Source organism: Veillonella parvula (assembly GCF_032575955.1).
Lineage (GTDB): Bacteria > Bacillota > Negativicutes > Veillonellales > Veillonellaceae > Veillonella > Veillonella parvula_J.
Window position 1 is genome coordinate 21,223 of sequence record NZ_JAWFXN010000010.1, and the last position, 26,606, is coordinate 47,828.

29 protein-coding genes and 1 tRNA gene are annotated in these 26,606 nt (G+C 38.6%); 23 read left to right on the forward strand and 7 right to left on the reverse strand.

Going from position 1 to position 26,606, the window contains the following annotated elements:
* Window positions 1-114: 114 nt before the first annotated feature.
* From E7L28_RS08200 to E7L28_RS08215, 4 genes are read left to right on the forward strand one after another with little or no spacing between them, the layout of a single operon-like run.
* Window positions 115-744, forward strand: coding sequence for a 3'-5' exonuclease (locus E7L28_RS08200; protein ID WP_316692014.1), 630 nt, complete (start codon window positions 115-117; stop codon window positions 742-744).
* A 14-nt stretch (window positions 745-758) separates the two neighbouring features.
* Window positions 759-1,421, forward strand: a complete 663-nt coding sequence (gene deoC, locus E7L28_RS08205; RefSeq protein ID WP_316692015.1) for a deoxyribose-phosphate aldolase — start codon at window positions 759-761, stop codon at window positions 1,419-1,421.
* A 53-nt stretch (window positions 1,422-1,474) separates the two neighbouring features.
* On the forward strand, window positions 1,475-2,776 hold the full coding sequence (locus E7L28_RS08210) for a pyrimidine-nucleoside phosphorylase (protein ID WP_316692016.1): 1,302 nt from the start codon (window positions 1,475-1,477) through the stop codon (window positions 2,774-2,776).
* A 10-nt stretch (window positions 2,777-2,786) separates the two neighbouring features.
* Complete coding sequence (locus tag E7L28_RS08215) at window positions 2,787-3,212, forward strand: cytidine deaminase (protein WP_174892240.1); 426 nt, start codon at window positions 2,787-2,789, stop codon at window positions 3,210-3,212.
* Here the strand turns inward: E7L28_RS08215 and E7L28_RS08220 are convergent.
* Together E7L28_RS08220 and E7L28_RS08225 are read right to left on the reverse strand one after the other, a co-directional pair.
* Entirely contained in the window at window positions 3,190-4,647 is a 1,458-nt protein-coding gene (locus E7L28_RS08220) for an ArnT family glycosyltransferase (protein WP_021147801.1), read from the reverse strand. The genes E7L28_RS08215 and E7L28_RS08220 overlap by 23 nt on opposite strands.
* 4 nt (window positions 4,648-4,651) lie before the next feature.
* Window positions 4,652-5,287, reverse strand: a complete 636-nt coding sequence (locus tag E7L28_RS08225; RefSeq protein WP_021147802.1) for a phosphatase PAP2 family protein — start codon at window positions 5,285-5,287, stop codon at window positions 4,652-4,654.
* 159 nt (window positions 5,288-5,446) lie between these two features.
* Between E7L28_RS08225 and E7L28_RS08230 the strand changes: the two genes are divergently transcribed.
* Window positions 5,447-6,931, forward strand: a complete 1,485-nt coding sequence (locus E7L28_RS08230; RefSeq protein WP_021147803.1) for a HAMP domain-containing sensor histidine kinase — start codon at window positions 5,447-5,449, stop codon at window positions 6,929-6,931.
* A gap of 4 nt (window positions 6,932-6,935) precedes the next feature.
* A complete protein-coding gene (locus E7L28_RS08235) occupies window positions 6,936-7,655 on the forward strand; it encodes a response regulator transcription factor (RefSeq protein ID WP_021147804.1) in 720 nt (239 codons plus the stop codon).
* 103 nt (window positions 7,656-7,758) lie between these two features.
* Here the strand turns inward: E7L28_RS08235 and E7L28_RS08240 are convergent, their stop codons facing one another.
* Complete coding sequence (locus tag E7L28_RS08240; protein WP_004698373.1) at window positions 7,759-8,577, reverse strand: MetQ/NlpA family ABC transporter substrate-binding protein; 819 nt, start codon at window positions 8,575-8,577, stop codon at window positions 7,759-7,761.
* 143 nt (window positions 8,578-8,720) lie between these two features.
* Entirely contained in the window at window positions 8,721-9,623 is a 903-nt protein-coding gene (gene menA, locus E7L28_RS08245) for a 1,4-dihydroxy-2-naphthoate octaprenyltransferase (RefSeq protein ID WP_316692017.1), read from the reverse strand.
* Between the two features lie 242 nt (window positions 9,624-9,865).
* On the opposite strand from menA, the gene E7L28_RS08250 reads away from it, so the two are divergent.
* The 4 genes from E7L28_RS08250 (at window position 9,866) to E7L28_RS08265 (ending at window position 13,344) form a co-directional block, all read left to right on the forward strand.
* A complete protein-coding gene (locus E7L28_RS08250) occupies window positions 9,866-10,810 on the forward strand; it encodes a hypothetical protein (RefSeq protein WP_316692018.1) in 945 nt (314 codons plus the stop codon).
* A gap of 1 nt (window position 10,811) precedes the next feature.
* Window positions 10,812-11,591: a hypothetical protein gene (locus tag E7L28_RS08255; protein WP_316692019.1), complete on the forward strand. Its 780-nt coding sequence runs from the start codon at window positions 10,812-10,814 to the stop codon at window positions 11,589-11,591.
* 132 nt (window positions 11,592-11,723) lie between these two features.
* On the forward strand, window positions 11,724-12,095 hold the full coding sequence (locus E7L28_RS08260) for a RidA family protein (protein ID WP_060919518.1): 372 nt from the start codon (window positions 11,724-11,726) through the stop codon (window positions 12,093-12,095).
* 1 nt (window position 12,096) lies between these two features.
* On the forward strand, window positions 12,097-13,344 hold the full coding sequence (locus E7L28_RS08265) for an L-cysteine desulfidase family protein (RefSeq protein ID WP_008602759.1): 1,248 nt from the start codon (window positions 12,097-12,099) through the stop codon (window positions 13,342-13,344).
* A 111-nt stretch (window positions 13,345-13,455) separates the two neighbouring features.
* On the opposite strand, the gene E7L28_RS08270 is transcribed toward E7L28_RS08265, so the two are convergent.
* From E7L28_RS08270 to tadA, 3 genes are all read right to left on the reverse strand, one after another.
* Window positions 13,456-14,643 (reverse strand): MFS transporter, encoded by a 1,188-nt coding sequence (locus E7L28_RS08270; protein ID WP_278470471.1) that lies wholly within the window; start codon window positions 14,641-14,643, stop codon window positions 13,456-13,458.
* Between the two features lie 58 nt (window positions 14,644-14,701).
* Window positions 14,702-14,792: transfer RNA gene (locus tag E7L28_RS08275), tRNA-Ser, on the reverse strand.
* The gene (gene tadA, locus E7L28_RS08280; protein ID WP_278470555.1) at window positions 14,746-15,291 is read right to left on the reverse strand and encodes a tRNA adenosine(34) deaminase TadA; all 546 of its coding nucleotides are present in this window, start codon (window positions 15,289-15,291) and stop codon (window positions 14,746-14,748) included. The genes E7L28_RS08275 and tadA overlap by 47 nt, the downstream gene beginning before the upstream one ends.
* A gap of 83 nt (window positions 15,292-15,374) precedes the next feature.
* Between tadA and E7L28_RS08285 the strand changes: the two genes are divergently transcribed.
* The 13 genes from E7L28_RS08285 (at window position 15,375) to murI (ending at window position 26,594) form a co-directional block, all read left to right on the forward strand.
* Window positions 15,375-16,001, forward strand: coding sequence for a trimeric intracellular cation channel family protein (locus E7L28_RS08285; protein WP_004693621.1), 627 nt, complete (start codon window positions 15,375-15,377; stop codon window positions 15,999-16,001).
* Between the two features lie 148 nt (window positions 16,002-16,149).
* A complete protein-coding gene (locus E7L28_RS08290) occupies window positions 16,150-17,964 on the forward strand; it encodes a DUF4127 family protein (protein WP_316711586.1) in 1,815 nt (604 codons plus the stop codon).
* A gap of 10 nt (window positions 17,965-17,974) precedes the next feature.
* Entirely contained in the window at window positions 17,975-19,096 is a 1,122-nt protein-coding gene (locus tag E7L28_RS08295; RefSeq protein ID WP_221741310.1) for an acyltransferase, read from the forward strand.
* A gap of 282 nt (window positions 19,097-19,378) precedes the next feature.
* Window positions 19,379-20,236, forward strand: a complete 858-nt coding sequence (locus E7L28_RS08300) for an aminotransferase class IV (protein WP_008602746.1) — start codon at window positions 19,379-19,381, stop codon at window positions 20,234-20,236.
* A gap of 55 nt (window positions 20,237-20,291) precedes the next feature.
* Entirely contained in the window at window positions 20,292-21,338 is a 1,047-nt protein-coding gene (locus E7L28_RS08305; protein WP_039965347.1) for a methionine ABC transporter ATP-binding protein, read from the forward strand.
* The gene (locus E7L28_RS08310) at window positions 21,319-21,972 is read left to right on the forward strand and encodes a methionine ABC transporter permease (protein ID WP_008715638.1); all 654 of its coding nucleotides are present in this window, start codon (window positions 21,319-21,321) and stop codon (window positions 21,970-21,972) included. Before E7L28_RS08305 ends, E7L28_RS08310 begins: the two co-directional genes overlap by 20 nt.
* A gap of 9 nt (window positions 21,973-21,981) precedes the next feature.
* Window positions 21,982-22,278 carry a YerC/YecD family TrpR-related protein gene (locus E7L28_RS08315; RefSeq protein WP_004693609.1) on the forward strand — a complete coding sequence of 99 codons (297 nt, stop codon included), beginning with the start codon at window positions 21,982-21,984 and terminating at the stop codon, window positions 22,276-22,278.
* Window positions 22,279-22,343: 65 nt separating this feature from the next.
* Window positions 22,344-23,138: a TSUP family transporter gene (locus E7L28_RS08320; RefSeq protein WP_287507449.1), complete on the forward strand. Its 795-nt coding sequence runs from the start codon at window positions 22,344-22,346 to the stop codon at window positions 23,136-23,138.
* 11 nt (window positions 23,139-23,149) lie between these two features.
* Complete coding sequence (locus tag E7L28_RS08325; protein ID WP_118090942.1) at window positions 23,150-23,917, forward strand: SDR family NAD(P)-dependent oxidoreductase; 768 nt, start codon at window positions 23,150-23,152, stop codon at window positions 23,915-23,917.
* 126 nt (window positions 23,918-24,043) lie between these two features.
* Entirely contained in the window at window positions 24,044-24,895 is an 852-nt protein-coding gene (locus tag E7L28_RS08330) for a hypothetical protein (protein WP_278457954.1), read from the forward strand.
* A 22-nt stretch (window positions 24,896-24,917) separates the two neighbouring features.
* Entirely contained in the window at window positions 24,918-25,262 is a 345-nt protein-coding gene (locus E7L28_RS08335) for a YkvA family protein (RefSeq protein ID WP_004693603.1), read from the forward strand.
* Window positions 25,263-25,378: 116 nt separating this feature from the next.
* Window positions 25,379-25,798, forward strand: a complete 420-nt coding sequence (locus E7L28_RS08340) for an acyl-CoA thioesterase (protein ID WP_008715645.1) — start codon at window positions 25,379-25,381, stop codon at window positions 25,796-25,798.
* Window positions 25,791-26,594, forward strand: coding sequence for a glutamate racemase (gene murI, locus E7L28_RS08345; protein WP_227065423.1), 804 nt, complete (start codon window positions 25,791-25,793; stop codon window positions 26,592-26,594). The genes E7L28_RS08340 and murI overlap by 8 nt, the downstream gene beginning before the upstream one ends.
* The last annotated feature ends 12 nt before the right edge of the window (window positions 26,595-26,606 follow it).

Genomic DNA, 26,606 nt, shown 5'->3' on the forward strand with positions numbered 1-26,606 from the left:
TGTGAATGAGGTGATTATTGGTCACCTTTGAACAGTAGATTATAGTCTATTTCATGCTATAATAAGTAGAGTAAATGAATATAATTCTTATATATAGATTTTGAAAGGAGTCCTATGTTAGATTTTGTTGCATTAGACTTTGAAACAGCAAATAAATTTAAAAATAGTGCGTGCTCCTTGGCGGTTATTACCGTAAAGGACGGACAAATTACCAAAAAGGCATATAGCCTCATCAAGCCTCCGTTTATGAGTTTTGATGATGAATGTATTGAAATTCATGGTATCCAACCGAAGGATGTTCTTCATGAAAAGACCTTTGATCAGTTGTGGAATGCCATTTATGAAAACCATTTAAAAGGGAATATTATGGTGGCTCACAATGCGAAATTCGATATGAACGTATTGCGTGCTACTTTAGATTATTATAAAATCCCTTGGCCAGAACTAGATTATGCATGTACAGTTAAACTTTCACGTGCGGTATGGCCTGATTTGGTTAATCATAAGTTGAATACAATGGCCGCATATATTGGAGTTGAGTTTAAACATCACTATGCACTGGATGATGCAGAGACTTGTGCAAAGGTTGTATTAGAAGCTGCTAAGTTGAAAGGCGTTAATTGTTTACCAGATTTATTAAAGATTACAGGCGTACCATTAGAACCATTCATTGATGATAAAAATCGCTCTGCTCAAGATGCATTACATAAAGAGCCAGAACCAGAACAAATGTCGTTCTTTTAGTAAGGAGAGGTACTATGTTGGGGAAAGAATTATTAGCTTATGTAGATCATACATTATTGCGTCCTACAGCTACATGGGATGATATTAAAGAAGTTTGTGAGGATGGTATAAGGTATAAAACTGCATCTGTTTGTATTCCTCCAGATTTTGTAGCATCCGCCCATGAAGCATATCCAGAACTTAACATATGTACCGTTATCGGTTTCCCTTTAGGATATGAAACAACAGAGGTAAAGGTGGCAGAAACGAAACAGGCCATTAAAGAAGGCGCTTCCGAAATTGATATGGTTATTAATCTTGGAGATGTAAAGCAAGGTGATTTTGAAGCGGTAACTAGTGAAATTGAGGCGCTTAAGAAGGCTTGTGGTGATAAAATTTTAAAAGTTATTATCGAAACTTGTTATCTTACAGATTCTGAAAAGGTGGCGCTTTGCAAATGTATTACAAATGGTGGCGCAGACTATATTAAAACATCTACTGGATTTGGTAGCGGCGGTGCAAGCCTTGAAGATATTAGACTCTTTAAAAAGCATATTGGTCCTAATGTACAGATTAAGGCTGCAGGTGGTATTCGCTCTATTACGGATATGAAAGCCTATATTGCAGAAGGTTGTAGCAGAATTGGAGCCAGTGCAGCTGTAGAGTTATTAAAGAATCACTTGAATGAAGAAGTATAATAGAAGACCACCTAGGCTATGCTTAGGTGGTTTCTTAGAATGGCGGTGTAACTATGCGTATGTATGATATTATTCTGAAGAAAAGGGCGAACTTGCCATTAACAGATGAGGAAATCCGCTTTGTTATAGATGGCTATGTAAATGGAGAAATCCCTGATTACCAAGTGAGTGCGCTCTTGATGACCATAGTTTTTAATGGTATGAATGCTCGCGAATTAGGAACTTTGACCTTGGCTATGGCTCAATCAGGTAATATGGTAGACTTGTCAAATATTGATGGGATTACCGTAGATAAACATAGTACAGGCGGCGTGGGAGATAAGACAACACTTATTATTGCGCCTCTCGTAGCCGCTTGTGGCGGTAAGGTGGCTAAGATGTCTGGACGTGGACTTGGTCATACAGGTGGCACTATTGATAAGATGGAATCTATTCCAAATTTAAAGGTATCTTTAGAGAAAGATGCTTTTATCAATCAAGTTAATCAAATTGGTCTTGCTGTTATTGGTCAGTCGGAAGGGCTTGCACCTGCTGATAAAAAGCTATATGCTTTGCGCGATGTGACGGGAACTGTTGATAGTATCCCTCTTATTGCATCCTCTGTTATGAGCAAAAAATTGGCTTCTGGTGCGCAAGCAATTTTGTTAGATGTAAAGGTTGGCAGTGGTGCCTTTATGAAAAACATAGAGGATGCTCGTGAATTGGCTAAAGCAATGGTAGATATTGGAAAGGAAAATGGCCGTTCAGTTAAGGCTATTTTGACGGATATGGATCGACCGCTAGGCCATGCTATTGGAAATGCTTTGGAGATTCGCGAGGTTATTGATACGTTGAAAGGTCATGGTCCAGAAGATTTAACGCATGAATGTATTATCATGGCTGCCCACATGCTCGTATTGAGTCATAAATGCGACTATGAAACGGCTCTCAGTCGTGTGCAAGAGGCACTCGACTCTGGTGCCGCATTAGAACGATTGCGTATGATGATTGATGCTCAAGATGGCGACAGCCGAGTTATTGATGATGAAAGCCTATTAGCCATTGGCAAATTCACCTATGATGTTACAGCGCCTCAAGACGGTTATATTATCCATATGAATACAGAACAATGCGGGATTGCATCCGTTATGCTTGGAGCCGGTCGGACCGTTAAAGATGGCCCCATCGATTATAGTGCAGGTATTGTAATGCACAAAAAAACTGGGGACGCCGTTAGCATGGGTGAAAGGATAGCCACACTATATGCTTCTGATGAAAGCTTGCTTTCTAATGCTGCAAAGACATATTTAGAGGCGATTACCTTTGGCGAAACTGCACCAATCATGGCGGATACGATTCTTGATATAGTGGAATGAGGAGATCCATATGATAGAAAAGGAAACTCATATGACAGAACAGGAAATTCAAAACCTTATAGATCGCGCCATCGTTGCTCGTGAGAAAACTTATAGTCCGTATTCCCATTTTGGCGTAGGTGCAGCTATTCTCTGTGAGGATGGGACTATTTATGAAGGGTGTAACATAGAAAATGCTTCTTATGGCTTAACGAACTGTGCAGAACGAACCGCTATATTTAAAGCTGTATCAGAAGGGCATACAAATTTTAAGGCTCTTGCCGTAGTTGCTGATACGGAAGGGCCTTGTGCACCATGTGGTGCTTGTCGTCAGGTAATGGGAGAGTTTAACATTCCTATTATCATTATGAGAAACATGAAGGGCAATATAAAAGTAGTATCTATTGAAGCGTTATTACCATTTAGTTTTTCATCTAACGATGTAATTGATAGATAGTACCTTCAGCATTGGAATATTCCAAAGACAAATTATCTGAATTTATTGTATCTGGAAGATAATCGTCACCATAAACGAGTAGATATATTTTTTTATTTGTTGGTAAGTCATTTATAGATATAAACGGCATGACATCTTTAGCGTTCCAAGAAATAGTAGTTGGATCAGGGGCTACTTCATTGGGGCCGAGTAATTGATATACTTCATGACCGCTATAGTAAGTAGGTGAAACGCGATATCTACCACTACCTTGTACAAGAATGGAGTCATCACTAATAGACTGGCTAATAAATTGGCTAATACTAGGTGTTGAGGCTTTCTTCATTTGTGGTACTGCTACTGCAAATGTAAGCACTATATAAGCAATACCCATAACGAATGCCGTTTTATAAATTAAGTTGATACGTTTGTAGCACATAACAGCTATTAATATAGTTAACGGTGTTAAAGCAGGAAAACTATAGGTGGAGTACTTAGTTGCCATACAAGTGAAAAATAGGATAACTATACCAGCCCAGACAGCTAAAAAGCTATGGAATGGAATATTGGTAAACCAATTCTTGCGATTACTATAAATTGACTTCGGTAATATAATGGACCAAGGTAATAATGCTATGATTGTTATAGGAATGTAATAGTACCAAACATTGAATCTTGGATGCTCAGACACTGTAGCACGAAGCCAATTATGGACACCTAGAAAGACATTGATAAAGTCATTTCCATGGGTGATATACATATAATAATACCAACTACCACCGAGGCTTAGAAATAGTAACAGTCCAGGTATAATCTGTAGACTAAATAATTCTCGAATATCTCGTCTGATTGCAAGGTAAACTAATATGATGAGACCTGGCAATAGGAATCCAATTGGACCTTTAGTCAATACGGCAAAAGCAGATGCTATATAGGCTAATAGATAGTAACGTTTATAACCTCGTTGACCTGTTTTATGATGTATGTATCCTATGTAAAAGCTCATTAAGGTAGCATTAAAGTATAGTCCTAGGGTCATATCTGTTATAAGAGATTTTGCGATAATCCAATATTCTGCTGACACGGATACGATAATGGCGCTCACAAGAGCAATAACGTGGTTTGTTTGTGCTTTTACAAAGCGATAGATTAGAAAAATATTGCAGAGAGCTAAAAGGCTAGAAAAGAATCTAGCGCCAAAGTTTGTAATGCCAAATAGTTTGAAACCAACAATGAGTTCCCAATAATAAAATATAGGCTTATCATACCAATAATGACCAAAAATTTGTGGAGATAAATAGTTTTTGGTTAGAAGCATTTCTTTTGCGGTTAGCGCATAATTAGACTCTACAGGATCCGTAATACTAAGATATGCATTTCCAATAAAATAAATGATGGCAGAGAAGATAAGGACTATCAAAATATGATAGTTCTTATTTTTTAAGACATACTTCATAGCCTTAACCTTTCATGCTAAATTGTTTACTCAATGGTTGGTTTGCTTTTTTTATAAGATATAGGCTTAGTTTTGTATTTATGAGTAATCGGAAAATATTATATTTAGGGTGATTTAATAGCGTATCAATCTTAGAAGATAAATAGTTTTGATAGACTTTAAATAACAAATATGTGATGAGGATACCCATGATAACGTCTAGAGGATAATGATGACCAACAAAGACTTTCGCAAAACCTGTTAAAATGGTTCCACTTAGTAGAATAGAACCTAGTCTCTTATAAACTGCTAAAATTGGTAATGAAATAGCAGTCATTGCCATAGCATGGGTGCTAGGAAAACTAGAATCAGCTACATGAGGAATAAGTAGATTTACTGTGTGTGTGACGAATGGTCTTGGTTCTTGCACTATGAAACCAATGATACTATGAGCTATCATGGTAATACCAAGAAATGCGATAGTATGTATGCAGGTTTTTATAAGTCTTTTATCTTTAAAATAGAGGCCTAATCCAGATAAGAGTATCAGTAATAAAGCAAAGACTATTGAAAGGTATTTTACAATGTATATCATACTTGTATCTAGCCACGTATATGTACCTGCTAGGCTGTTGATAAGTTGAAAGATTTCGTAATTCATATATATCTCCTTTTTATTTGATGACTTTCTTGTATGAATACATCATAAAGGAGAAATATTACGAAAATATAACGATGAAATTACATCTTCTAAAAGATTGATTTCTATATCATGACAGATAAGATATAGGTTTGTATAATAGTTAAAAAGGAGGTATCTATGCTTTTTAACTGGTTTAATAGCTTAGGCGTACGGCGAAAGATGATAATTAGTAATTTATTAATTATTATCATACCTTTTATTGTTTTACTTACCGCCTTATCTATAGTATGGGGGGTTATTCGTTATACTAATCCTGTAAATCATCGTCAGTGGATGATGCTAGCGCCTAGTACAATTCAGTCTCAAGTATTTCAATTGGGGTTAGAACAAATAAATAAGAAACTTTCAAAAGAGTCTACATCAATAAGTGATATTTTGGATAGTAGTGCTGTTTTAGAAGCACAAGGCTTAGATATAGTCATTCTCAAAGATAATAAAATAGTTTATGCTACGCCAGATATAGAGCCTAATATAATGTTATCGAACGTTAAAAATATGATAAATGGCTTAGAGTCTAATCATTATTTGAACTGGGAAGGCAACCAATTTACCTATGTGAATTCCTATGATATGGGACTTACAGTGTATGGTGCTGGTAGAATCCCATTTATGACTAAAAGTATGGGGCCAGAATCAACGGATAAGAAAATGGTGGAAGGCGCTTTTGGTATAGGTATTTTAATGATAATAGCTATTATCATTGGTATAGGCCTATATATATCCAATCGATTAGGTGAGTATATTTTGAGACCTGTCATAGATTTGAAGCAAGCTGCTGATGATCTCAAAAATGGGATAGTGCCAAAAAGAATTGCTGTAAGAAATCACGATGAATTAGGGGTTACTTGTGAGGCATTTAATAATATGCAGGAATCATTGCTTAAAGCCCGTCAAGAGCAAGACCTTTATGAAGAGCGTAGGCGCGAAATGATAGCAGGGGTTTGTCATGATATTTCAACACCACTTACATCGGTAAAGGGGTATGCTAGTGGTATTATTGAAGGTATTGCAAATACAGAAGAGAAGCAAGCACGCTATGTGCAGCGGATTTATGATATGGCGGGGCGTATTGAACATTTAGTTAATATGCTATCGGACTTTTCGCAACTAGAGTTAAAACAAATTCACTACAATCGAGATACATATGCATTAGATGATTTAATTCGAGAGTATATTAGAGAGCGACATTTAAATAATCATGAACTTATCGTTTTACATGAATCGTATAGTGCCGAAGATAGTTTAATAGTAATTGATCGGATACAGTTTTATCGTGTTTTGGATAATCTTGTATCCAATAGTATAAAGTATAGACGTGGCGAATCTGTATCTATTGATATATCTACAGCTAAGATAGATAATGGCTGTAAACTGACTTTTTCAGATGATGGGAAAGGTGTTCCTACAGAAATGTTAAATCGTTTGTTTGATATTTTTTTCCGTACTGATGAAGCACGTACAGAGGTAGCTAATGGTAATGGCATTGGGCTGGCTATTGTAAAACAAATCGTTGAAGATATGAATGGTTCTATTCATGCTGAACATAATGATAGTGGACCTGGACTATCCATTGTGATGGAGTTTCCTTTGGATAAGGAGTAAAAGTATGGGAAAAGTTTTAATTATTGAAGATGATATGGGTATCTATGAGTTAGAGCGAGATTATTTAGAAATCGAAGGCTATGAAGTAGACATTCAAACTAATGGCGTTGATGGGTTAAAGGCAGCCCTTGATTATGAATATGACTTAATTATTCTTGACATTATGATTCCTAAAAAGGATGGATTCTCTGTGTGTCGAGATATTCGTAAGGAAAAAGAAATACCTATTATTATGGTCAGTGCTAAACGTGAAGATATTGATAAAATTCGGGGGCTAGGACTTGGTGCTGATGATTATATGATTAAACCTTTTAGTCCGGCAGAGCTTGTAGCACGTGTTAAATCACACATTCAGCGTTATAATCGCATCCGTAATAGTCTAAGCCCTACAGTTGTGTTGGACGCAAAAATTACTGCAGGTAGCTTAGAGATATTGCTTGATTCTCATCAAGTTTTTTTAGGTGGTACTGAGGTGAATTTGACTCCACGTGAATATGACATTTTAGTTCTTCTTGCATCTAGCCCTAATCGTGTATTTACAAAAGAAGAAGTATTTGAAAGTATCTGGGGGATAGACTCTTTAGGAGAAACTTCAACAATTATGGTTCATATAAATAGATTAAGAGCTAAAATTGATAAACAATTCCAAAATGAAGAGTATATTGATACTGTTTGGGGTGTAGGGTATCGTTTCCATAAATGGGATAATTATATAAAACAATAGTATAAAATATTAAATAAAAAAGGCGTCTCAATGGAGACACCTTTAAACATAATTTTGACTAGTATATGAAGAAAGCTAGCCGCTGAGGCTAGCTTTTTGATGCTTAGAATGCAGGAACAATAGCACCTTGGTATTTTTCTTGGATGAATTTGATAATTTCAGGACTATGAAGTGCAGCCATCAATTTTTTGATGCGAGGGTCATTTTCATTGCCTTTAAGTACAGTTACGATATTTACGTAAGGGGAATCGTTATTTTCAATTGCCAATGCATCTTTGCCAGGGTTAAGACCTGCGTTTAATGCAAAGTTAGTGTTGATAGCGGCTAAGGCTACATCGTCAAGGGAACGAGGTACTTGTGCTGCTTCTAATTCTACGAATTGATATTCGTTAGGGTTCGCAGTAATATCTTGCACTGTAGATAAGATGTTTGTAGAGTCTTTTAATGTAATTAGACCTTGTTTTTGTAATAACAATAATGCACGGCCACCGTTTGTAGGGTCATTAGGAATAGCGATTTTAGCGCCTTTTGGAAGATCTTTCAAATCTTTGATTTTACGGGAGTATAAACCCATTGGCTCAAGATGAACACCACCGGCAGATACTAAGTCAAGTTTGTGAGCTTTTGCGAATTCCTCCATGTAAGGTACGTGTTGGAAGAAGTTGGCATCAATCTCTTTGTCCCCTAAAGCCAAGTTAGGTGTGTTGTAATCAGTAAATTCTGTGATTTTTAATTCGATACCATCTTTTGCTAAGATTGGTTTAACTTGTTCCAAAATTTCTGCGTGAGGTACTGCTGTTGCCCCAATTTTTAATACTTGTTTGCCATCGCTAGCAGCTTGTTTGTTGTCGTTACCACAGCCTGCGATTAATAAAGCGCCGCCAAGGATGACAGTAGCTGCTAATGCTAAAAATTTTCTCATTAGACACACTCCTTATACAATAATTACATATAAAATATTAAATCTATAGTACTAAATAATTTCCTATCTATCAAGAAGGAATTATTATAGGTTCTCCATAACTAAAAACTATGGAGAACCTATAATATAAGTATGTTCATTTTTTAAATTAATTTGCCCATGATAAGTCCAATCGCCCACATTAGTTGATAAATCATAGCGGCTCCAGCGGTAGTACCCATAGCCTTATCTAATTGGAACTCATCTGTATTGGTAGATAATGTATGAATTGTTTTGAAAGCTAGTGGTGCTGCAAGGAACGCTAATAAGGCGAACCATGTCATATGGCCTACTATAATCCAAGCAATGATCCAAATAAAATTGAAAATATATGAGATACTCATTAAGCTGAGTGCTCTTTCACGACCAAGCACGATTGGCAACGTGTGACGTCCATGGCTTTCATCATTACGAATATCTCGGATATTATTCGTCAACATGATGGAACCAACTAGCAATGCAGATGGAATTGCAGGAATTAACAGGGCTAAGGATAATTCTCGTATCCAGGCATAGCCTGTAATGAGTACGATAGCAAAACCCATGGCGATACCAGAGGAAATTTCCCCAAATGGTGTTCGAGAAATTGGTTTTGGACCGCCAGAGTAAAGGAAACTAATTAGAATACATAAGAAGCCTACCGGGATGTAGTACCAAGTTATAGTAGCAGATAAATAAAGACCAATAATAATGGGTACAAACATGAGTACTTTAATCATCGTTATAATGAGCTCTGGTGTTATAACGCCACGTGTGATAGAACCAGCATTACCTACCTTTTGACCAGCATCGAGTCCAGATTTAAAGTCTTTATATTCATTCCATAAATTAGCTACAATTTGGGCTGTTACAACAGCTAAAAATATGAGCACTGTATGGAAAATGGCAAGACCTGTACCCTGAGCAGCACCAAATGAGTAATAACTAAAGGCGGCACCTAAAATGGTAGGCCCCAATGCAGCAGCTAATGTGCGAGGCCTAGTGAGGGGAATTAATTCTTGTATCATGTTAAAAGCACACCGAGTGTGCACTCCTTTCCATTTCTCATACATATATCATCTTTACATGTCTATTTATGTATTGTATAGCAGAAAGGTAAGCTTGTAAATTATACTATACAGTTATATATGTCGATATAGTATAATAATTAATATATGCAGTATAGATTATCCTTTAAACTCTTAATATATACTGCACAGATTATCTAACAATCTATACATAGTGTATTGTTAAAAAGGTGAGGTGTCTTATGAGAACTCTCAATAAAAAGTTGATGACATTGGCTTGTGCCACCTGTTTAACTGTGGGTATGGGGGCAGTGGCATGTGCTGATACGGTAGATTTAGGTTATGGTATGTACGGCAGTACTTCCCCAACTGTGAAAGCTGTAGAAGTTGTGCATATTTCTACTGATGCAAGATTGCGTAATCAAGAACAAGATAAATTTCTCAAAGTAGCAAATAAATCTGCTGTTGATACTATTAATAATGTTGTGAAAGTACAGACTGGTGTAGCTGTTGAACCAGTGAAGGGGGATTTTCTTGATGGTTACTCCTTCTATCAACTGCAAGGTACTGATAAACAAGGACATCATATAGGTGGTTTAATTGTTATTAACTATTCTAAAAATGCAATTGATCAAGTTATAGGTATGAATAAGACTATTTTAGAGAAGGGGTCAGATGCGGAAAAAGCCGCATTAAAGCATTCTATCTCTAAATATGTAGAATCTTACTCCAAAGAGACGGCCCAACAACAATTACAAGGCCTGAAGAGCAATACTATTGAAGGTGCTAAATTATCTAAAGATCTAAAAACGATAAATGATAAGTTACCTTCTCAAATTATAGGTGTCTTTGATAAAATGCTTGCCACAGATAAGAAATCATCTCCTAAAAGTATAGAAGAGGTCCGTTCTTATGTAGACTTTATGGCAAAACAAGTAAGACTAGATGCAACGCATGTGGCCTATAAACCTGTTCAAACACGCTATGGTACAGCTATGACAGGCGATTTACGCGGTAGTCTAAAATATGATGGCTTTAGAAATACCTATTCCTTAATTGGTTATGCTGTTCCTACAGATAAAGGTGTATCTTTACAGCTTTTAATGTCTGATGACTCTAGCCATGATTATTGGGCTAATGAGTTGAATCATATGTATCAAACACAATCTCTCAAGGGAGGAAAATAATATGAAATCTTTGAAAGTATTGGCTTGTGCAGCTTGCCTAATGGGTACTGTATCTGGCGTAGGTTTTGCTAAGGATGTACAAACAATTGCAGGATCCATGATAGTGCCTAACAATGTAACTGTTGTTTCTGCATCCAAAACAAATACACGTGATTTTGTAGAAAAACAATTAAATGAAGAACCTTCAAAATCTACGATGTCGAATATGATGGCAAAGGAATTTTTCCAAAACTTTGGTACTAATTTTGATATATACCAATTGCAAGGGGCAGATAAAACTGGTCAAAAAGATGCATTCGTAGTAGCTGTAGATGTTAAACAAATAGCGCAACAAGTGGCTAAAGAAAAGGCTAATGACCCTATGTTTATAGCGGCAATGGCCGCTCTTGATAAAGGTCAAATTGATCCTGTAACAGAGCAACTTCTATTAGGAACAATAAATAAACAGATTTCCACTAGCACAACAGTAGTTCCTTTGAATAGACCTATTAATGTGTCTAGTCGTGATCCCCAAAAAGCAACGATTATGCCTAAAACACTTAAAACTCTAACCGTAGAAAATGCAGAACAAGTACATCCGGTGGGTGGCACAAAATATCAAACATATGCAGCAAGCTCTCGCTTGTTATATGCAGATGGAAGTGTACAAACTCCACTCTATGCAAATGCTGCATTTGTGTTGAAGCCAGGAAAGCCAGTGTTGTATGTAGGTATAACAACTGATGTACAACGTGATTATTTCAAACCAATATTTGACAATGCATTCAAATCAATTAAATAATTGGTTATATACGTACTTTTATTTTATATGTGATATATTGAGGTAAGTCATATATATCGAGGCATCAACATGAGTTTCACGCCTTAAATATAGTCATATTAATTTATATTTATTTATAAAAGGAGATTTATCATGAAAACAATTTCTACAGACAAAGCACCAGCAGCAGTAGGCCCTTACTCTCAAGCTAAAGTGGTTGGCGGTTTATTATTTGCTTCTGGTCAAATTCCACTCAATCCTACAACTGGTACAGTTGTTGAAGGGGGCATTGTAGAGCAAACTGAACAAGTATGCAAAAATATTGAAGCCGTATTGACTGAAGCTGGTACAGATTTTTCCAAGGTTGTTAAAACAACTTGCTTCTTAGCTGATATTGGTGATTTCAAAGCATTTAATGAAGTGTATGCTAAATATTTCACTTCTAAACCAGCTCGTTCATGTGTAGCAGTAAAAGACCTTCCATTAGGCGTTATTGTAGAAGTGGAAATTATTGCGGAAGTATAAGATGGATTATATTTCTTTGTTACAGTCAGAGATGCGTCCTGCCTTCGGTTGTACTGAGCCAATTGCATTGGCTTATGCGGCTGCGAAGGCAGTCTCTGTTTTAGATGAGTTTCCTAACCATATTCACGCAAGATGCAGCGCGAATATTATCAAAAATGTAAAATCTGTAGTCATTCCAAATTCTGGGGGGCGAAAAGGACTAACGGCGGCCGCTACACTGGGTGCTATTGTAGGTCATCCAGAGCGTGAACTAGAGGTGTTGGAATCTGCTACAGACGAAGATCGCAAATGGCTTGGTACATTGCTTGATGCTAACTTCTGTACCGTTTCACTCGCTGAAGGCGTAGATAATCTATATATAGAAATCACTGCAGAAACAGATGAACATACAGCGGTTGTTCGCATTGAAAATGACCATACGAATGTAACCTATGTATCAGTAGATGGTGAGATTGTCTCTGAAACAGTCAATGAAATTAAGAAAGCGGCTAAAACAGAATATGCCATGACCTTCGATAGCATTTACGAATTTGCCTTAACCGGTGATATTTCTGGTATCCTACCTCAAATTAAACAGCAAGTTGAGTATAATACTGCAATTTCTAAGGAAGGTCTGTCCAATGATTATGGATCTAATATTGGACAATTGTTATTGTTAGATGAAGAAAATCCATCTCTCGAAACGAAATGTAAGGCTCGTGCCGCAGCTGGCTCTGATGCGCGTATGAGTGGCTGCCCTTTGCCTGTCGTTATCTGCTCTGGCTCTGGTAATCAAGGTTTAACCGTGTCTGTACCAATCATTACGACTGCCGAGGAACTTGGTAAAAGTGAAGATGAATTGTATCGCGCTCTCGTCTTTGCTAACTTGCTAACGCTTTACGTTAAATCTGGTATTGGTAAATTGTCTGCATACTGTGGCGTTGTATCTGCCGGTGTGGTAAGCGTAGCAGGCATAGCCTTTTTGAAAGGTGATAGTAAAGATATCATTGAGAATACCCTTGTAAATGGTCTTGCAAGTCTATCTGGTATCGTATGTGATGGTGCGAAACCATCCTGTGCAGGTAAAATTGCAATTTCCCTTGATGGCGCCTTTATGGGATATAAACAAGCTCGCCTTAATAAAAACTACCAAAAAGGCGATGGCCTTGTAGCATACTCCGTTGACGAAACTATCCGCAGTATTGGTGCTGTGGCACAAGGCATGAAAGAAACGGATGTAGTTATATTGAATGAAATGCTAAAACACTAAACTGCAAGTGACGTGGTTAGCTGAATATAAAAAGAACCCTTCGTTGGTCTGTACCCTCAAAAATTGTGTCCAATTTTTGGGGTACAGTTCACGTGAAGGGTTCTTTTTTGTTTATTGTAATTTTTTAGGATCTTTAAGTATCAATGAAGCCCCAAGACCTACTACTAGGAATGGTACGAGTGTCATCATAGCGGCAGGTAAAGAATAGGTATCCGCAAGGTTACCTACTACAGGTGCGATGATACCGCCGATAGTTTGGCTCACCCCGAGGGTAATACCGGACGCAAAGCCGATGCTTTTAGCAAGGTAGGTTTGGCCTAGTACGATAACGGGGCTGTAGCTAAGAGCTTTAGCAGCGCCAATCATGAGTAGTAACATATAGGCTATAGGCATCATGATAACAGGGGAGAAGGTTGGCACTTCTGTTAATAGGAACATGGCTGGCAACCAAATCAATAGGGATAGTCTAATGATTTTAATGGGACCATATTTGTCGCCTAATAGACCGCCAATATATGTCATGAAGATACCGATACTAAAGAATATGGTTAATGCAAAGCTACCTTGCTCTGGGCTAGTGCCGAGTTCACGAGTCCAGAAGATAGGAATAAATGCATTGATAACGCGGAAGTTTACTGATTGGCTTAGGATGATAATAAACAAGATACCAAAGTATTTCCAGTAATTCTTTAGCGGCTTAGCCACTAGTGTAGGGTTTTCCATAGCTACCGCTTGGTCGATAGTGCGTGCTTGAGTTACTATGCACGGCATGAGGACGAACAAAACCGTTGAGATAATAAGCCCCACTATGGTGAAAGCTGCCAGTCCATGAGGTCCTACTGTATAGGCAATAGAGCCCGCAAAGAGTGGACCGATGGCAAAACCAGAGCTACCACCGATGGCGAAGGTACCCATGGCTTTACCTTTTTTACCACCTCCCAGGCGATTCATGATTTTCGCTCCTTCAGGGTGGAAGATAGAGGAGCCTACACCAGCTAAGGTAGCACAAACAAGCAAGCTTTCATAAGAGGTTACAAAACCCATGGCACCTGTGCTACAAGCTGAGAGCAGAACACCTAAGGCGATTAGCCGTGGCTGATTGATCTTGTCAGAGACATAACCTAATAATGGCTGTAACAATGAAGATAATGCTGTATTGGCTAATATGAGAAAGCCTGCCTGCTCTAAACTAAGTCCATAAGTGTAGATAAATAATGGCAAGAGGGCAGGTAATACACTTTGACAGGAGTCGTTAATCATATGACTCACCGTAATGAGATAAGGGTAATATTTTTTCATAGTAGTGGTCCCTTCGCAAAAAAGCGCTAACCATGGTTAGCGCTTTATATATTTTATATGGCAGAGGAGGAGGGATTTGAACCCCCGCGCCGGTTGCCCGACCTACCGCATTTCGAGTGCGGACCCTTCAGCCTCTTGGGTACTCCTCCGTGTTTTACGGCGCTCTTTAAAAAAGTCTTTCATGATTTGACTACATTCATCACCAAGGACACCCGATGCTAATTCGGGTTCATGATTTAAACCAGGGTGAGAGAGTACATTGAAAAGAGACTCTACAGCGCCTCCTTTGTAATCACTTGCACCATATACAACACGGTCAATACGACTGTTGATGATGGCTCCAGCGCACATCGGACACGGCTCTATCGTAACATACAGGGTACAACCAGTCAACCGCCAGCGCTTGAGTACATCGCATGCTTCGCGGATGACGAGCACTTCTGCATGAGCTGTTGCATCGTGATCTAATTCACGGCGATTATGGTGGCGTGAAATGATTGTATTGTTTTGCACTAAGATAGCGCCGATAGGAATTTCTCCTAGGTTATAGGCCTTGCGAGCTTCCTCTAGAGCAAACGCCATGAAATACTCGTCACGGCTACGCTCATCCATATTTTTAATCTCTATAGGTGTAATGTTCTTTGTCATTCTCATACCTCTTAATGTATAATATCTTACATAAAGTCTATCATAGTGTGCGAAGTTATGCGAATAGATTGTGTGAGGGTATTATGGATATTATTTGGTATATATTTGATATGATTGGCACTATTGCCTTTGCTATCTCCGGAGCACTTGTTGGGGTGGCGCGGAGAATGGATATATTTGGTATGGCTGTATTGGCACTGGCTACGGCAATCGGTGGTGGAATTGTACGTGATGTTCTCTTGGGGTATTTTCCGCCGAATTCGTTACGCAATATTGTATATGTAACTGTGGTTATTTCCGTAACAATTATCGTATTTATTATCTATAACAGCCGTTATCGCAAGCATGCTATGGGCCCTCGTAGCCGAGCAAGCTATTTATTAGCCGATGCAGTCGGGTTGGCATCTTTTACAGTAACTGGAGCATCTGCAGGATTTAAACTATATCCTGAGTTGCCAATTTTCATTGTTTTATTAGGAACTATTACTGCTGTTGGTGGTGGTATTATCCGAGATATGCTGGCTCAACGGATTCCGTCTGTTTTAAAAGAAGATGTGTATGCTCTACCTAGTGTTATTGGGGGCATCGTTTATTACTTAATGGTTATTTCTAACTGGGTTGGAGAGGCTGTATATGGTGCGTTTACCGTTGTACTAGTTATCCGTTTACTAGCTATTAAATATAATTGGAGCTTACCCAAAGTGCGCTAAAGCTAAAGGCACTGCATTTGAGAAATAACAGGTAAATGATATAATTATACTATTAAGTATTTCATAAAAGTGTCAGAAAAAAAGAGTATTATATAAGAGTTAATTTTCGAGTCGAGAGTACTCGTGTACACAGAAGGAGATTTGCTTTATGACAAATAAATGGTTGAAAGTAGCATTAATGGTTACAGCCATTGCTACAGGTACATCCATCAAAATTGATGCAGAAACCGTATTATATGTACCTCAAGATGATCGTCCTGTAAGTTTGCAATATACAGTTGATACAGCTCGTGAGGCGGGTATGACTGTGTTGACACCACCTCAACACTTGATTTCTGGTAAGACGTACCAAGGTCAAGCTGATCAAATTATGGCTTGGGTAGAGCAAAATGCAGGTCGTGCTGATGTTATGGTATTAAGTACAGATACTCTTATTTATGGAGGTCTTGTAGATTCTCGTAAACATAATATTCCTCTTAGCACATTGCAAAATCGCTTGAAACGTATTGAAGGTTTAAAAGCGCGTAATAAAAATGTACGCATCTATGGATTTGGTACCGTAATGCGTTCCCCACGCGCGAGTGGTGGTGGTACTGAACCGGCCTACTATGCGGAATATGGCCCAACTATCTTCCAAATCGCTGCATTACAAGATAAATTAGATTCTGGCTCTTTAACGCAAGAAGAAACTCAAAAATTGATGAGCCTACAAGCCTCTGTTCCTGTGGAATACTTGCAAGACTGGTTTGACCGCCGTCAAAAAAATATGAAAATCAACAAAGAGTTGATTGATGAAACTCGCAGTGGTGTATTCGACTACTTTGCATTAGGTCATGATGATACATCTCAATTATCTCAATCCGCTCTAGAAGGTCGTTACCTTAACAAATATTCCAAGGATATTTCTGTTGAAAAATACGGTAGCTTCCCTGGTGCTGACCAACTTGGTCTCTTATTGATGGCGCGTTCCCGTACCGATGTGAGCACAGAAAAACCTACATTCTCCGTAATTTATCCACTCGGTGGCGGAGGTAAAACATTACCAGGTTACGAAGATCAAACGATTGATAAAACAATTGCTCAACACGTTGAGGCTGTAGGTGGCACGATGGTGACACAAGGTAAACCAACTGTATTATTGGCTGTTAATACACCTCTTACTACGAGTACAGGCGAGTCTGAAAACTTCGAAAACTTCCCAATGATCTCTAACTCTACAAATGCTTTCGTAGATCGCATTCAACAAGCTGTTGACTCTGGTGTGAACGTAAGCGTTGCAGATATTGCTTTCAATAATGGCGCAGATAATACATTGGTATCCGCTATGTATAAACGAGATTTGTTGTACAAAATCGGTGCGTATAATGGTTGGAATACAGCAAGTAACACAGTAGGTTACGCTATTGCTCAAGGATTATTGCTTAAATCTATGAGTCCAGAAGGTCATCGTGATATGTTGACGCAACAATATTTGGATAACTGGGCATATCAAGCAAATATCCGCAAAGATATTTATCGTATGCAAGATTCTATCAGAACAGACAATGTTCGTTACTCTGGTGAATTAAATGAACGTCTTGAAAGTTATTTAGGTGAACGCATTCAAGATTTCGCTGAAAAATACCTTAAAATCAATCCTCGTACAGTAAAAGCTACATTCCCATGGGGACGTCTATTTGAAACGGATATCACTGTTTATGACAAACCAGTGGTACCACTTGAAAAAGAATTACGCTTGAAACGAGAAGCTGAAGCAAAAGCTAAGGCTGAAGCAGAAGCTAAGGCTAAGGCAGAAGCGGCTGCTAAAGCAAATGGTCAGGCTGTACCAGCTCAACCGGCACAACCTGAAAAAGCTGCAACACCTCAATCCCCTACATCTACATCTCCGGTAGTTAAACAACCAGCTACAGAGTCTCAAGGTCCACGTGTGGTACCGACACCTGCAGTGGCACCTGGTCAATAGTGAATAGGCAATGGCTATGAAAAAAGCGTTTTTACCGGAAATTACTTATATGCGAGGCCTCTGTATGCTCGGTGTTATCGGCATTCATGTAGGATCTTACGCATTGCAAAATCCTTTTGTAAATTTAGAACTCATCAGCGTGTTAGAAATTCTCTCTCGCTTTGGAGTGCCTGCGTTTTTCTTCCTCTCTGCATTTGGCTTGTTTTATCATACCTCGGTAGAGGGACCATTCTCATATAAGGAATTTATGCACCGCCGCATTCAGGTGGTGCTATTTCCATATATTACGTGGTCCATCTTTTACTTGCTATATACAGGGATGACAGCTCATAACCTTGGCAATTTACATCCAGGGCCGTTGGCGATAAATCTACTCTTTGGTACCTCTATGTATCATCTATATTTTATGGTTATTTTGCTATGGTTCTACGTGATGATGCCATTATGGCGGGCCATGGTGAAAGTCATCTTAAAACGGCCTGTATTTTGGTTGGTGTTACTATTTGTCATCCAAGTTGGTATCGATTATGTTTCGTCTTACATGCTTGGCCGTTGGGTAACAGAAAATCTAAGCAATCAGCCAGTTCTTAAATATCTTTTTGATATGCGACTCAACTATTGGGTTATTCATTATGTGTGGATTTTCCTTTTAGGTGCCGTATGTGCTGAACGATATGAACCCGTCTGCGAATATATGTGGCGTTATCGTTACCTTTTAGGCGTCAGCGCGGTAAGCTCCATATTGTTGATGCTTGGCTCCTATTACTATGTCATGGACGTATGGCATTACACTGTGTTAGAAGCAATTTACACGGTACATCAAATGAGTCCTATGGGCGTTCTTTATACAGGATTGGGAACGATGTTTAGTTTGTTCCTATTCCAAAGGCTACCTATGAATGTGACGATGGAGTCCATTTGGTCTGAGATAGGCGATAAATCGTATGGTATTTATTTATCACATCCATTTTGGTTGTTAATCATTTCGGGTGTGATGGCTAAATATAATCTCTTGTATACGGTGTCCAACGTGTTAATTATGTATATTATGGCGTTGGGATTATCCTATTTGTCTACGGTGGCTCTTAATTATATGCCTAAATCTATCCGTAAATTTATACTGGGGCATTAGTCTAGTATGGGAACTATTGTATAGAGAAACCTAATTGGTACTAGTACTCTAATGGTGTACCTAGTTTTAGTTATTTCTGTAGTGCTGATTTAGTATTAAAATAATATTTGTTATACATCCGCTAGGATATAGTTTTTAACTATGGTATCCTAGCGGATTTTTGTATATCGAATTAATATCTTTCACAAAGTAAAGTGTGAAAATTTGAAAGTAATTGTGTTATAATAAGTCCATGATGATTACCACTTGATAGAGTAACGAAATAGAAAAAGAGGTGCTCCTATGCAAGAATTAACATATTTTAACGGTGAATTCGTCGAACCAGGTGCCAAAGTTATCAGCATTGATGACCGTGGCTATTTATTTGGTGACTCTGTATATGAAGTTGTTCGCGTCGTAAAAGGCCGTTGCTTCGCTTTGTCTTACCACCAAGATCGCTTGTATCGCTCTATGCGTGAAATGGATATCCCTGTAAAAATGACCCCTGATGATTTGACAGAATTGCACGAAATTTTGATCGAGCAAAGTGAAATCAAAGAGGGCTATATTTATTTACAAATCTCTCGTGGTGTAGCACCACGTCATCATGCTTATGATCGCTCTAAATTAGAACCACAAATGCTTATGTCTATCCGTACCTTGGATTTAGATGAAGTCAATAAATTGGGTGAAGGTGTAAAAGCGATAGCTTTGCCTGATGAACGTTGGGAACATGTAGATATTAAGACCACTAACTTGATCCCGAATATTTTGGCGCAAACAAAAGCAGAAAAGAAATTTGCCTATACAGCCATCTTGTTCCGTGATGGCATTTGTACAGAGGGCGCTACATCTAATGTGTTTGCTGTTAAAGATGGTATCTTGTACACGCATCCAGCGGATAATCATATCTTAAAAGGTATTACGCGCCAAATGATCTTAACCCGTGTAGCACCATCTTTAGGTATTACCATTATTGAGAAAGAATTTGACCGCACCTTTGTAGATGAAGCGGACGAACTATTCTTTACCGATACAATTGGTGGTGTCATCCCAATTACTAAGCTAGACAGAAATCCAGTATCTGGTGGTAAACCAGGTGCTATTACACTTCGTCTACGCGAAGCACTAGAAAAATTGATGGAAGAAGGACTACCTTGATAGATAAGCTGCTTTCATCAAATGTTAAACATTTACCTTAAGAAAGGAAATTATTTTGATACAATTAGAACACATTAGTAAAGTCTATGAAGGCGCTACTCGTGTGGAAGCGTTGAAAGATATTAGCCTAAATGTGAAAGAAGGCGAAATCTTTGGCATTATCGGTCAATCCGGTGCCGGTAAATCCACATTGATTCGTTGCATCAATATGCTCGAAGCACCTACATCTGGCTCTGTTATCGTAAATGGTACAGACTTAACTACACTTAGCAAATCTGATTTGCGTAAAGCGCGAAAAGATATTGGCATGATTTTCCAACATTTTAACCTATTGTCTTCTCGTACCGTATATGACAATGTGGCATTTCCGTTGGAATTACAAGGAATGAGCAAATCTGAAATCAAGGAACGCATTACGCCAATTCTTGATATCGTAGGCCTTACAGACCGGATGAACAACTATCCATCTCAATTGTCTGGTGGTCAAAAACAACGTGTTGGTATTGCTCGTGCTTTAGCGTCTAATCCAAAGGTTCTCCTTTGTGACGAAGCTACATCTGCCCTTGATCCTCAAACAACAGATTCTATTTTGAAATTGTTGAAAAATATTAACGAGAAGATGGGGCTCACTATTGTGCTCATTACACATGAGATGCACGTTATCCGTGAAATCTGTGATCGCGTGGCGGTTATTGAAGGCGGCATAATACTTGAAGAAGGTAGCACGGTTGAAGTATTCACACATCCTCGCGAAAATACGACAAAAGAGTTTATTAGCTCTGTAGTGAGTGATAACTTACCTCCAGAAGCATTGGAACACTTGGAATTACATGATCAATGGATTGCAGGGACCGCACCTTTAGTGCGCCTCAAATTTACAGGACAAGCAACAGATGAGCCTGTAGTAGCAGGCCTTGTGAGACGCTTTAATTTAGATGTAAGCATCCTTTTTGGCGGCATTGATTACATCCAAAATACGAGCGTTGGTCGCCTCATCGTTATCTTGAATGGTGACCCAGAAAATGCGCAAGAAGGTTTGGACTACATCAAAACGTTACCAATTGAAAGCGAGGTGATCGGTTATGTCAGAGCAAATCATTAATCTACTCATAACTGGTACCCTTGATACATTGCAAATGACGATAATTTCTACTGTAATGGCAATGTTATTAGGTATTCCTCTTGGTGTTGTTCTGGTTGTTACTTCTAAAGGTCATATCTTGGAAAATGTAACACTCAATAAAGTATTGGGTGCCATTGTCAATGCAACGCGTTCTGTACCTTTCATCATCTTGATGGTTGCTATCATTCCGTTTACTCGTATGGTGGTAGGTACATCCATTGGTACAACTGCAGCATGCGTGCCGTTGACCATTGCGGCAATTCCATTTTTGGCACGCCTTGTAGAAACGTCTATTAAGGACATCAATTTTGGCGTTATCGAGGCGGCTCAATCCATGGGGGCAAGCCCATTACAAATCATTTGGAAAGTATTATTACCAGAAGCATTGCCAACAATTATTGACAATGTAACGGTTCTTATCGTTAACCTCATCGGTTACTCTGCGATGGCTGGTGCTATTGGTGGTGGTGGCCTTGGGGATATTGCTATCCGATATGGTTACCAACGTTTCCAAGCCGATATTATGATCGCTACAATCATCATCTTGATTGTATTGGTACAAGTTGTACAAATGATTGGTGATGCTTGGTCTAAAGCGATGAATAAGAAGTAGGAGGATCCTATGAGTATCAATGAAAAATTGAGAAGTCAACAAAATGACGAATTGTTCACCGCCATTTTAACGCTTGAAAATACAGAGGAATGCTATGCATTTTTTGAAGATATCTGTACGATTAACGAATTAAAAGCATTATCTCAACGTTTGCAGGTAGCAAAAATGCTTCGCGCAGGGGATAGTTATGAGAAAATCGTAGAAGAAACAGGTGCGAGTACTGCAACGATTAGTCGTGTAAAGCGCTGTTTAGTATATGGTGCAGATGGTTATACATTGGCTCTCGATCGTCTAGGTGCAAAATAAAATAAATTAGCATGACAACGGTGGCCTTTGGCGACCGTTGATGTGCTATCTGTAGGAGGTTTATTATGGAGTGGCTCATTACGGTAACAGGTTTACCATTTGATATCCTTATACTCGTTTTACTCGCCGTAGCTGGTGCGTTTGCTGGCTTTGTAGACTCCATTGTAGGCGGGGGAGGCCTCATTTCTGTACCTGCCATGTTATTAACAAATCTTCCACCTAGTGTGGCTCTAGGCAGTAATAAATTATCCAGTATCTTTGGTGCTGGCAGTGCATCGATTACATTTTTGAGAAATCACATGGTTGATTTTTCCCTAGTTCGTAAATTACTGCCTTTTACCTTTGTGGGTTCTATGCTTGGTACCTTGGCGGTTGTTTCTTTACCACCGCTATATGTAAAGCCTATTATTATCATATTACTTGTTTGTGTAACACTCTTTGTGGTGTTCAAAAAAGACTGGGGTGAAATCAATCGTACATCTCAGGTAGCAGGAAAAGCGCTATATATTTGTATGGCTTTTGCTCTTGGCATTGGTATATATGACGGCTTTATTGGTCCTGGTACAGGTACATTTCTGATTATGGGCTTTATCTTTACAGGCTTTGATTTTTTACATGCATCTGCTAATGCAAAAATATTGAATTTTACTAGTAATTTGGCGTCTTTATTGGTATTTTTATATTTAGGACACGTCAATATTACGTATGGTCTTGCCACCGGGGCAGGTCAAATTATAGGTGCTTATTTAGGCTCGCATTTGGCAATTGCGAAGGGCTCATCTTTGGTGCGAGTTGTATTCTTGTCGGTAACGACAGTTATGTTGTTGAAATTAGTCTATGACTATATTTCAACATTATAGGAGGGCAAGGTATGCCTCATAAAAGTGATGTTCAAGTGGCCTTGATTAGTGGTGGTACATCGGGTATTGGATTTGCTACGGCAAAGCTTTTACTTAAAGAAGGTTGGTGTGTAGTCATCAATGGTCGAAATGAAAAAGTTGGTCAAAAGGTTAAAACTAAGCTACGTCGCTATTCCTCTAAGGTGCAATATATTCAAGGTGATGTATCTAAAATTGAGGACTGTCAGCGAATTGTAAAAGAAACAGTAGATTTATTTGGTGGGGTGTCTGCTCTTGTAACAGCTGCAGGCTATTATGAAGAAGAGTTACTAGCTGATGTTACAGAGGCAGCTTTTGATGAAATGTTTGGAACCAATGTAAAAGGTACTGTATTCTTATGCCAAGCGGCGCTTCCCTATTTACGGTCTTCAAAGGGCAGTATTGTAACGATTGCTAGTGATGCGGGTTTACAAGGTAATGTAGCTTGTTCTGTATATGGTGCGTCAAAGGGAGCTGTAGTGAGCTTTACAAAATCTCTATCCCTTGAAATGGCACCTCACAGTGTTCGTGTAAACTGTGTGTGTCCTGGTGATGTAGATACATCATTAGTAGATAAACAGATTGCTAATGCCCACCAAGATGCGGCGGCTGCTAAGGCTGAAATGGGCCAACATTACCCATTAGGTCGTATTGCTAAGCCTCATGAAATTGGAGAAGTAATTGTATTTTTGTTGAGTAATAAGGCGTCTTTTGTGACAGGTGCAGCCTGGACAATCGATGGAGGACTCACAAGTTGGTAATATAGAAAATATTAGAAGCTATTATATATGGATAATTAGAAAAATTCATTTCACTTCTATCAATAGAATGGTATAATAATACTAATAATAAGACCTATAGTTGGTTCACAACAAAGGAGAATACTTATGGCAGAATATAATGGCGTAACACTTGAGCCCCTTACGGATGGATCTCAAGATCGTGACTATCAAGTTGAACAATTTATCTTCTGGGGGGCAGGTCGTGCGGCAGCATTGGCATTATCCTCTAAATTCAGCAGTGTCGCTTTGTGCGCCAATGCTACGTACATGGTAACTCGCATTGCTCATCTTTATGACGTAGAATTGCAAGCAGGTGCTGTAGTTGGTTTAGTAGGTGGTCTTAGCACAGCTGTAGGTACAGCTGCAGTATCCCTTCTAATTCCAATTAAAGCTGTTCGCGTTCCTGTAGCTATCGGTTTAACTTATGCTATTGGTAAAATTGCACATATTTGGATTCAAGATGGCATGCCTTCTGATATCGAACGTTATAAACCGATGGTTGCTGAATTCCTAGAAAATGGCAAAGCTATTGCTTCTGAAATCGTTCGTGATGCAAGTGCTAGCATTCCTTTCACTCAAGGTCAACGTGACGTATGGGCTGGGATTGCTAATGAAACAGGTCTTGCTAAAGAATCTTTAAAGCAAGTTTACGAAGAAAAAGTAACACCTGCCATTAATAAATGGAATAATGAAACAAAATACCAAATCCATGATAACGCAGCAGAGGTTGTAGCAAAGGTTTCTGATGCAGCGAAAGAAAAAATTGATTCTGCTAAAGAAGGTATTGAAGTAGCCAAAGAATTCGCAAAAGGTGGTGTAGAAGTGGCAAAAGCTTCTGCACAAGTAGCAGTAGAAACTGCAAAAACTAAAGCTTCTGATGCCGTAGAGATAGCAAAAGATGTTGCTACAAACACTGTTAATACAGCGAAAGATAAAATTGGCGGTTTGCGTAAATAAACGCTGAAGGATTATTATTACTATGAATCCATTTAATATTATTAAGTATGGTAAGTATTTTAGCGAATCAAGATTTTTAGGCTTTCTTGGTCGATATGGTAAGAAACTTGCCTTTGTACAACAAGCAGTAACCTTGTTCCTTTGTTTTCGTGACAAGGATACTCCCAAATATGTAAAAGCGGTCATTGCAGGTGCCTTAGGGTATTTGGTATTACCTATTGATATTGTGCCGGATGCGATTGCTGTATTAGGTTGGGTAGATGATGTGGCAGTACTCGGATTAGCCTTTAAGATTGCGAATCGTTATATCAAAACGAGTCATCAAGAAGAGGCAAAAAAATTCTTTCCATTTGGTAGCAGTCGCTAACTTTTACCATTTTAGGCAGTTTGATCCACAGTGATTGAACTGCCTTTATTTATTTGACACACTAAAGTAATAGATATAGAATAAAAATTGTATACTATTTAAAAAGGACAGAATTTATGCATATTGCTTCAGTAAATGTACGATTTTATGAAACTGATATGATGGGGATTGCTCACCATAGTAATCATTTTAGATGGTTTGAAATGGCGCGCATTGAATTCCTTCGTAAGATTGGTGTCACTTTGTGGGATATGATGAATGAGGATATTGTATTTCCTATCATGAATGTATCTTGCAATTATAAAGAACCTGCGAATTTCGATGATGAACTTCACATCGAAACGTATTTGGTTAAGATGACAAGGGCTCAAATGGTGTTTCGCTATCGCATGCGCCGTGCTAGTGATGGAGCGTTACTTGCTACGGGGGAAACTAAGAACGCTTTTATGTCAAAATCAACAGGAAAGATTGTGCGATTAGACGATACTTTTTATCTGCCTATGTTAGCAGCTGTTGAGGAGATGCCGCATGAGTAATGTACAACAATTGCCTATCGGTGTATTTGACTCTGGTGTAGGCGGATTATCTGTGTTAAAGGTGTTACAAGAACAATTTCCTAACGAAGATTTCATCTATATCGGTGATAATGCGAATAATCCTGTAGGTAATCGCAGTGATGATGAAATTACTTATTTGGCGTGTCGTATTGCGGAGACGCTAGAAAAGCAGCCTGTTAAGTTGATGGTGATTGCCTGTAATACCTTCACCGTTGTGGCTCTTGATGCGGTACGTGAACTTGTATCTGTGCCAGTTATTGGTGTATCACAAGGTGTGAAAACAGCCATTAATAAAAGTAAAAGCAAGACTATCGGTATTATGGCAACCGTAGCCACTGTAAATAGTCATATTCATAAGCATGTGGCTTTAGAAGTTGATCATGAGGTTTTGGTTTGGGAACAACCTTGTCCAGAGTTGGCGGGGCTTATTGAACAAGGTCATTTAGATGATTACTTTGTTCGTGAAGTATGCAAGGATTATTTAGAACCTTTATTATCTCGAGAAATTGAGGTAGTCGTTTTGGGCTGTACTCATTTCCCATTTGTACAACCTTTACTAGAGGAACTAACATCGTGTCGCATTCAGTTTATTGATCCTGCTTTTGAAACAAGTGAATTGGTTCGTCACAGACTAGAGAGTAAAAATCTTTTCAATCCTCAAGATACTGTAGGTACCGTGACATTGTATTTTACAAAGGATGTCGAACTTGGTGATACATTGAGTGCATCCTTCCTTGATACAAGCCGTCGTACCATTGAACATATTACATTATAAAGGAGATACCCC

Coding starts and splice junctions, on each gene's coding strand:
- E7L28_RS08330 (WP_278457954.1), top strand. CDS start 24,044: ATGGCAGAATATAATGGCGTAACACTTGAGCCCCTTACGGATGGATCT.
- E7L28_RS08285 (WP_004693621.1), top strand. CDS start 15,375: ATGGATATTATTTGGTATATATTTGATATGATTGGCACTATTGCCTTT.
- E7L28_RS08300 (WP_008602746.1), top strand. CDS start 19,379: ATGCAAGAATTAACATATTTTAACGGTGAATTCGTCGAACCAGGTGCC.
- deoC (WP_316692015.1), top strand. CDS start 759: ATGTTGGGGAAAGAATTATTAGCTTATGTAGATCATACATTATTGCGT.
- E7L28_RS08230 (WP_021147803.1), top strand. CDS start 5,447: ATGCTTTTTAACTGGTTTAATAGCTTAGGCGTACGGCGAAAGATGATA.
- E7L28_RS08210 (WP_316692016.1), top strand. CDS start 1,475: ATGCGTATGTATGATATTATTCTGAAGAAAAGGGCGAACTTGCCATTA.
- E7L28_RS08325 (WP_118090942.1), top strand. CDS start 23,150: ATGCCTCATAAAAGTGATGTTCAAGTGGCCTTGATTAGTGGTGGTACA.
- E7L28_RS08295 (WP_221741310.1), top strand. CDS start 17,975: ATGGCTATGAAAAAAGCGTTTTTACCGGAAATTACTTATATGCGAGGC.
- E7L28_RS08340 (WP_008715645.1), top strand. CDS start 25,379: ATGCATATTGCTTCAGTAAATGTACGATTTTATGAAACTGATATGATG.
- murI (WP_227065423.1), top strand. CDS start 25,791: ATGAGTAATGTACAACAATTGCCTATCGGTGTATTTGACTCTGGTGTA.
- E7L28_RS08215 (WP_174892240.1), top strand. CDS start 2,787: ATGATAGAAAAGGAAACTCATATGACAGAACAGGAAATTCAAAACCTT.
- E7L28_RS08235 (WP_021147804.1), top strand. CDS start 6,936: ATGGGAAAAGTTTTAATTATTGAAGATGATATGGGTATCTATGAGTTA.
- E7L28_RS08290 (WP_316711586.1), top strand. CDS start 16,150: ATGACAAATAAATGGTTGAAAGTAGCATTAATGGTTACAGCCATTGCT.
- E7L28_RS08260 (WP_060919518.1), top strand. CDS start 11,724: ATGAAAACAATTTCTACAGACAAAGCACCAGCAGCAGTAGGCCCTTAC.
- tadA (WP_278470555.1), bottom strand. CDS start 15,291: ATGACAAAGAACATTACACCTATAGAGATTAAAAATATGGATGAGCGT.
- E7L28_RS08225 (WP_021147802.1), bottom strand. CDS start 5,287: ATGAATTACGAAATCTTTCAACTTATCAACAGCCTAGCAGGTACATAT.
- E7L28_RS08265 (WP_008602759.1), top strand. CDS start 12,097: ATGGATTATATTTCTTTGTTACAGTCAGAGATGCGTCCTGCCTTCGGT.
- E7L28_RS08200 (WP_316692014.1), top strand. CDS start 115: ATGTTAGATTTTGTTGCATTAGACTTTGAAACAGCAAATAAATTTAAA.
- E7L28_RS08320 (WP_287507449.1), top strand. CDS start 22,344: ATGGAGTGGCTCATTACGGTAACAGGTTTACCATTTGATATCCTTATA.
- menA (WP_316692017.1), bottom strand. CDS start 9,623: ATGATACAAGAATTAATTCCCCTCACTAGGCCTCGCACATTAGCTGCT.
- E7L28_RS08240 (WP_004698373.1), bottom strand. CDS start 8,577: ATGAGAAAATTTTTAGCATTAGCAGCTACTGTCATCCTTGGCGGCGCT.
- E7L28_RS08220 (WP_021147801.1), bottom strand. CDS start 4,647: ATGAAGTATGTCTTAAAAAATAAGAACTATCATATTTTGATAGTCCTT.
- E7L28_RS08255 (WP_316692019.1), top strand. CDS start 10,812: ATGAAATCTTTGAAAGTATTGGCTTGTGCAGCTTGCCTAATGGGTACT.
- E7L28_RS08270 (WP_278470471.1), bottom strand. CDS start 14,643: ATGAAAAAATATTACCCTTATCTCATTACGGTGAGTCATATGATTAAC.
- E7L28_RS08250 (WP_316692018.1), top strand. CDS start 9,866: ATGAGAACTCTCAATAAAAAGTTGATGACATTGGCTTGTGCCACCTGT.
- E7L28_RS08335 (WP_004693603.1), top strand. CDS start 24,918: ATGAATCCATTTAATATTATTAAGTATGGTAAGTATTTTAGCGAATCA.
- E7L28_RS08315 (WP_004693609.1), top strand. CDS start 21,982: ATGAGTATCAATGAAAAATTGAGAAGTCAACAAAATGACGAATTGTTC.
- E7L28_RS08310 (WP_008715638.1), top strand. CDS start 21,319: ATGTCAGAGCAAATCATTAATCTACTCATAACTGGTACCCTTGATACA.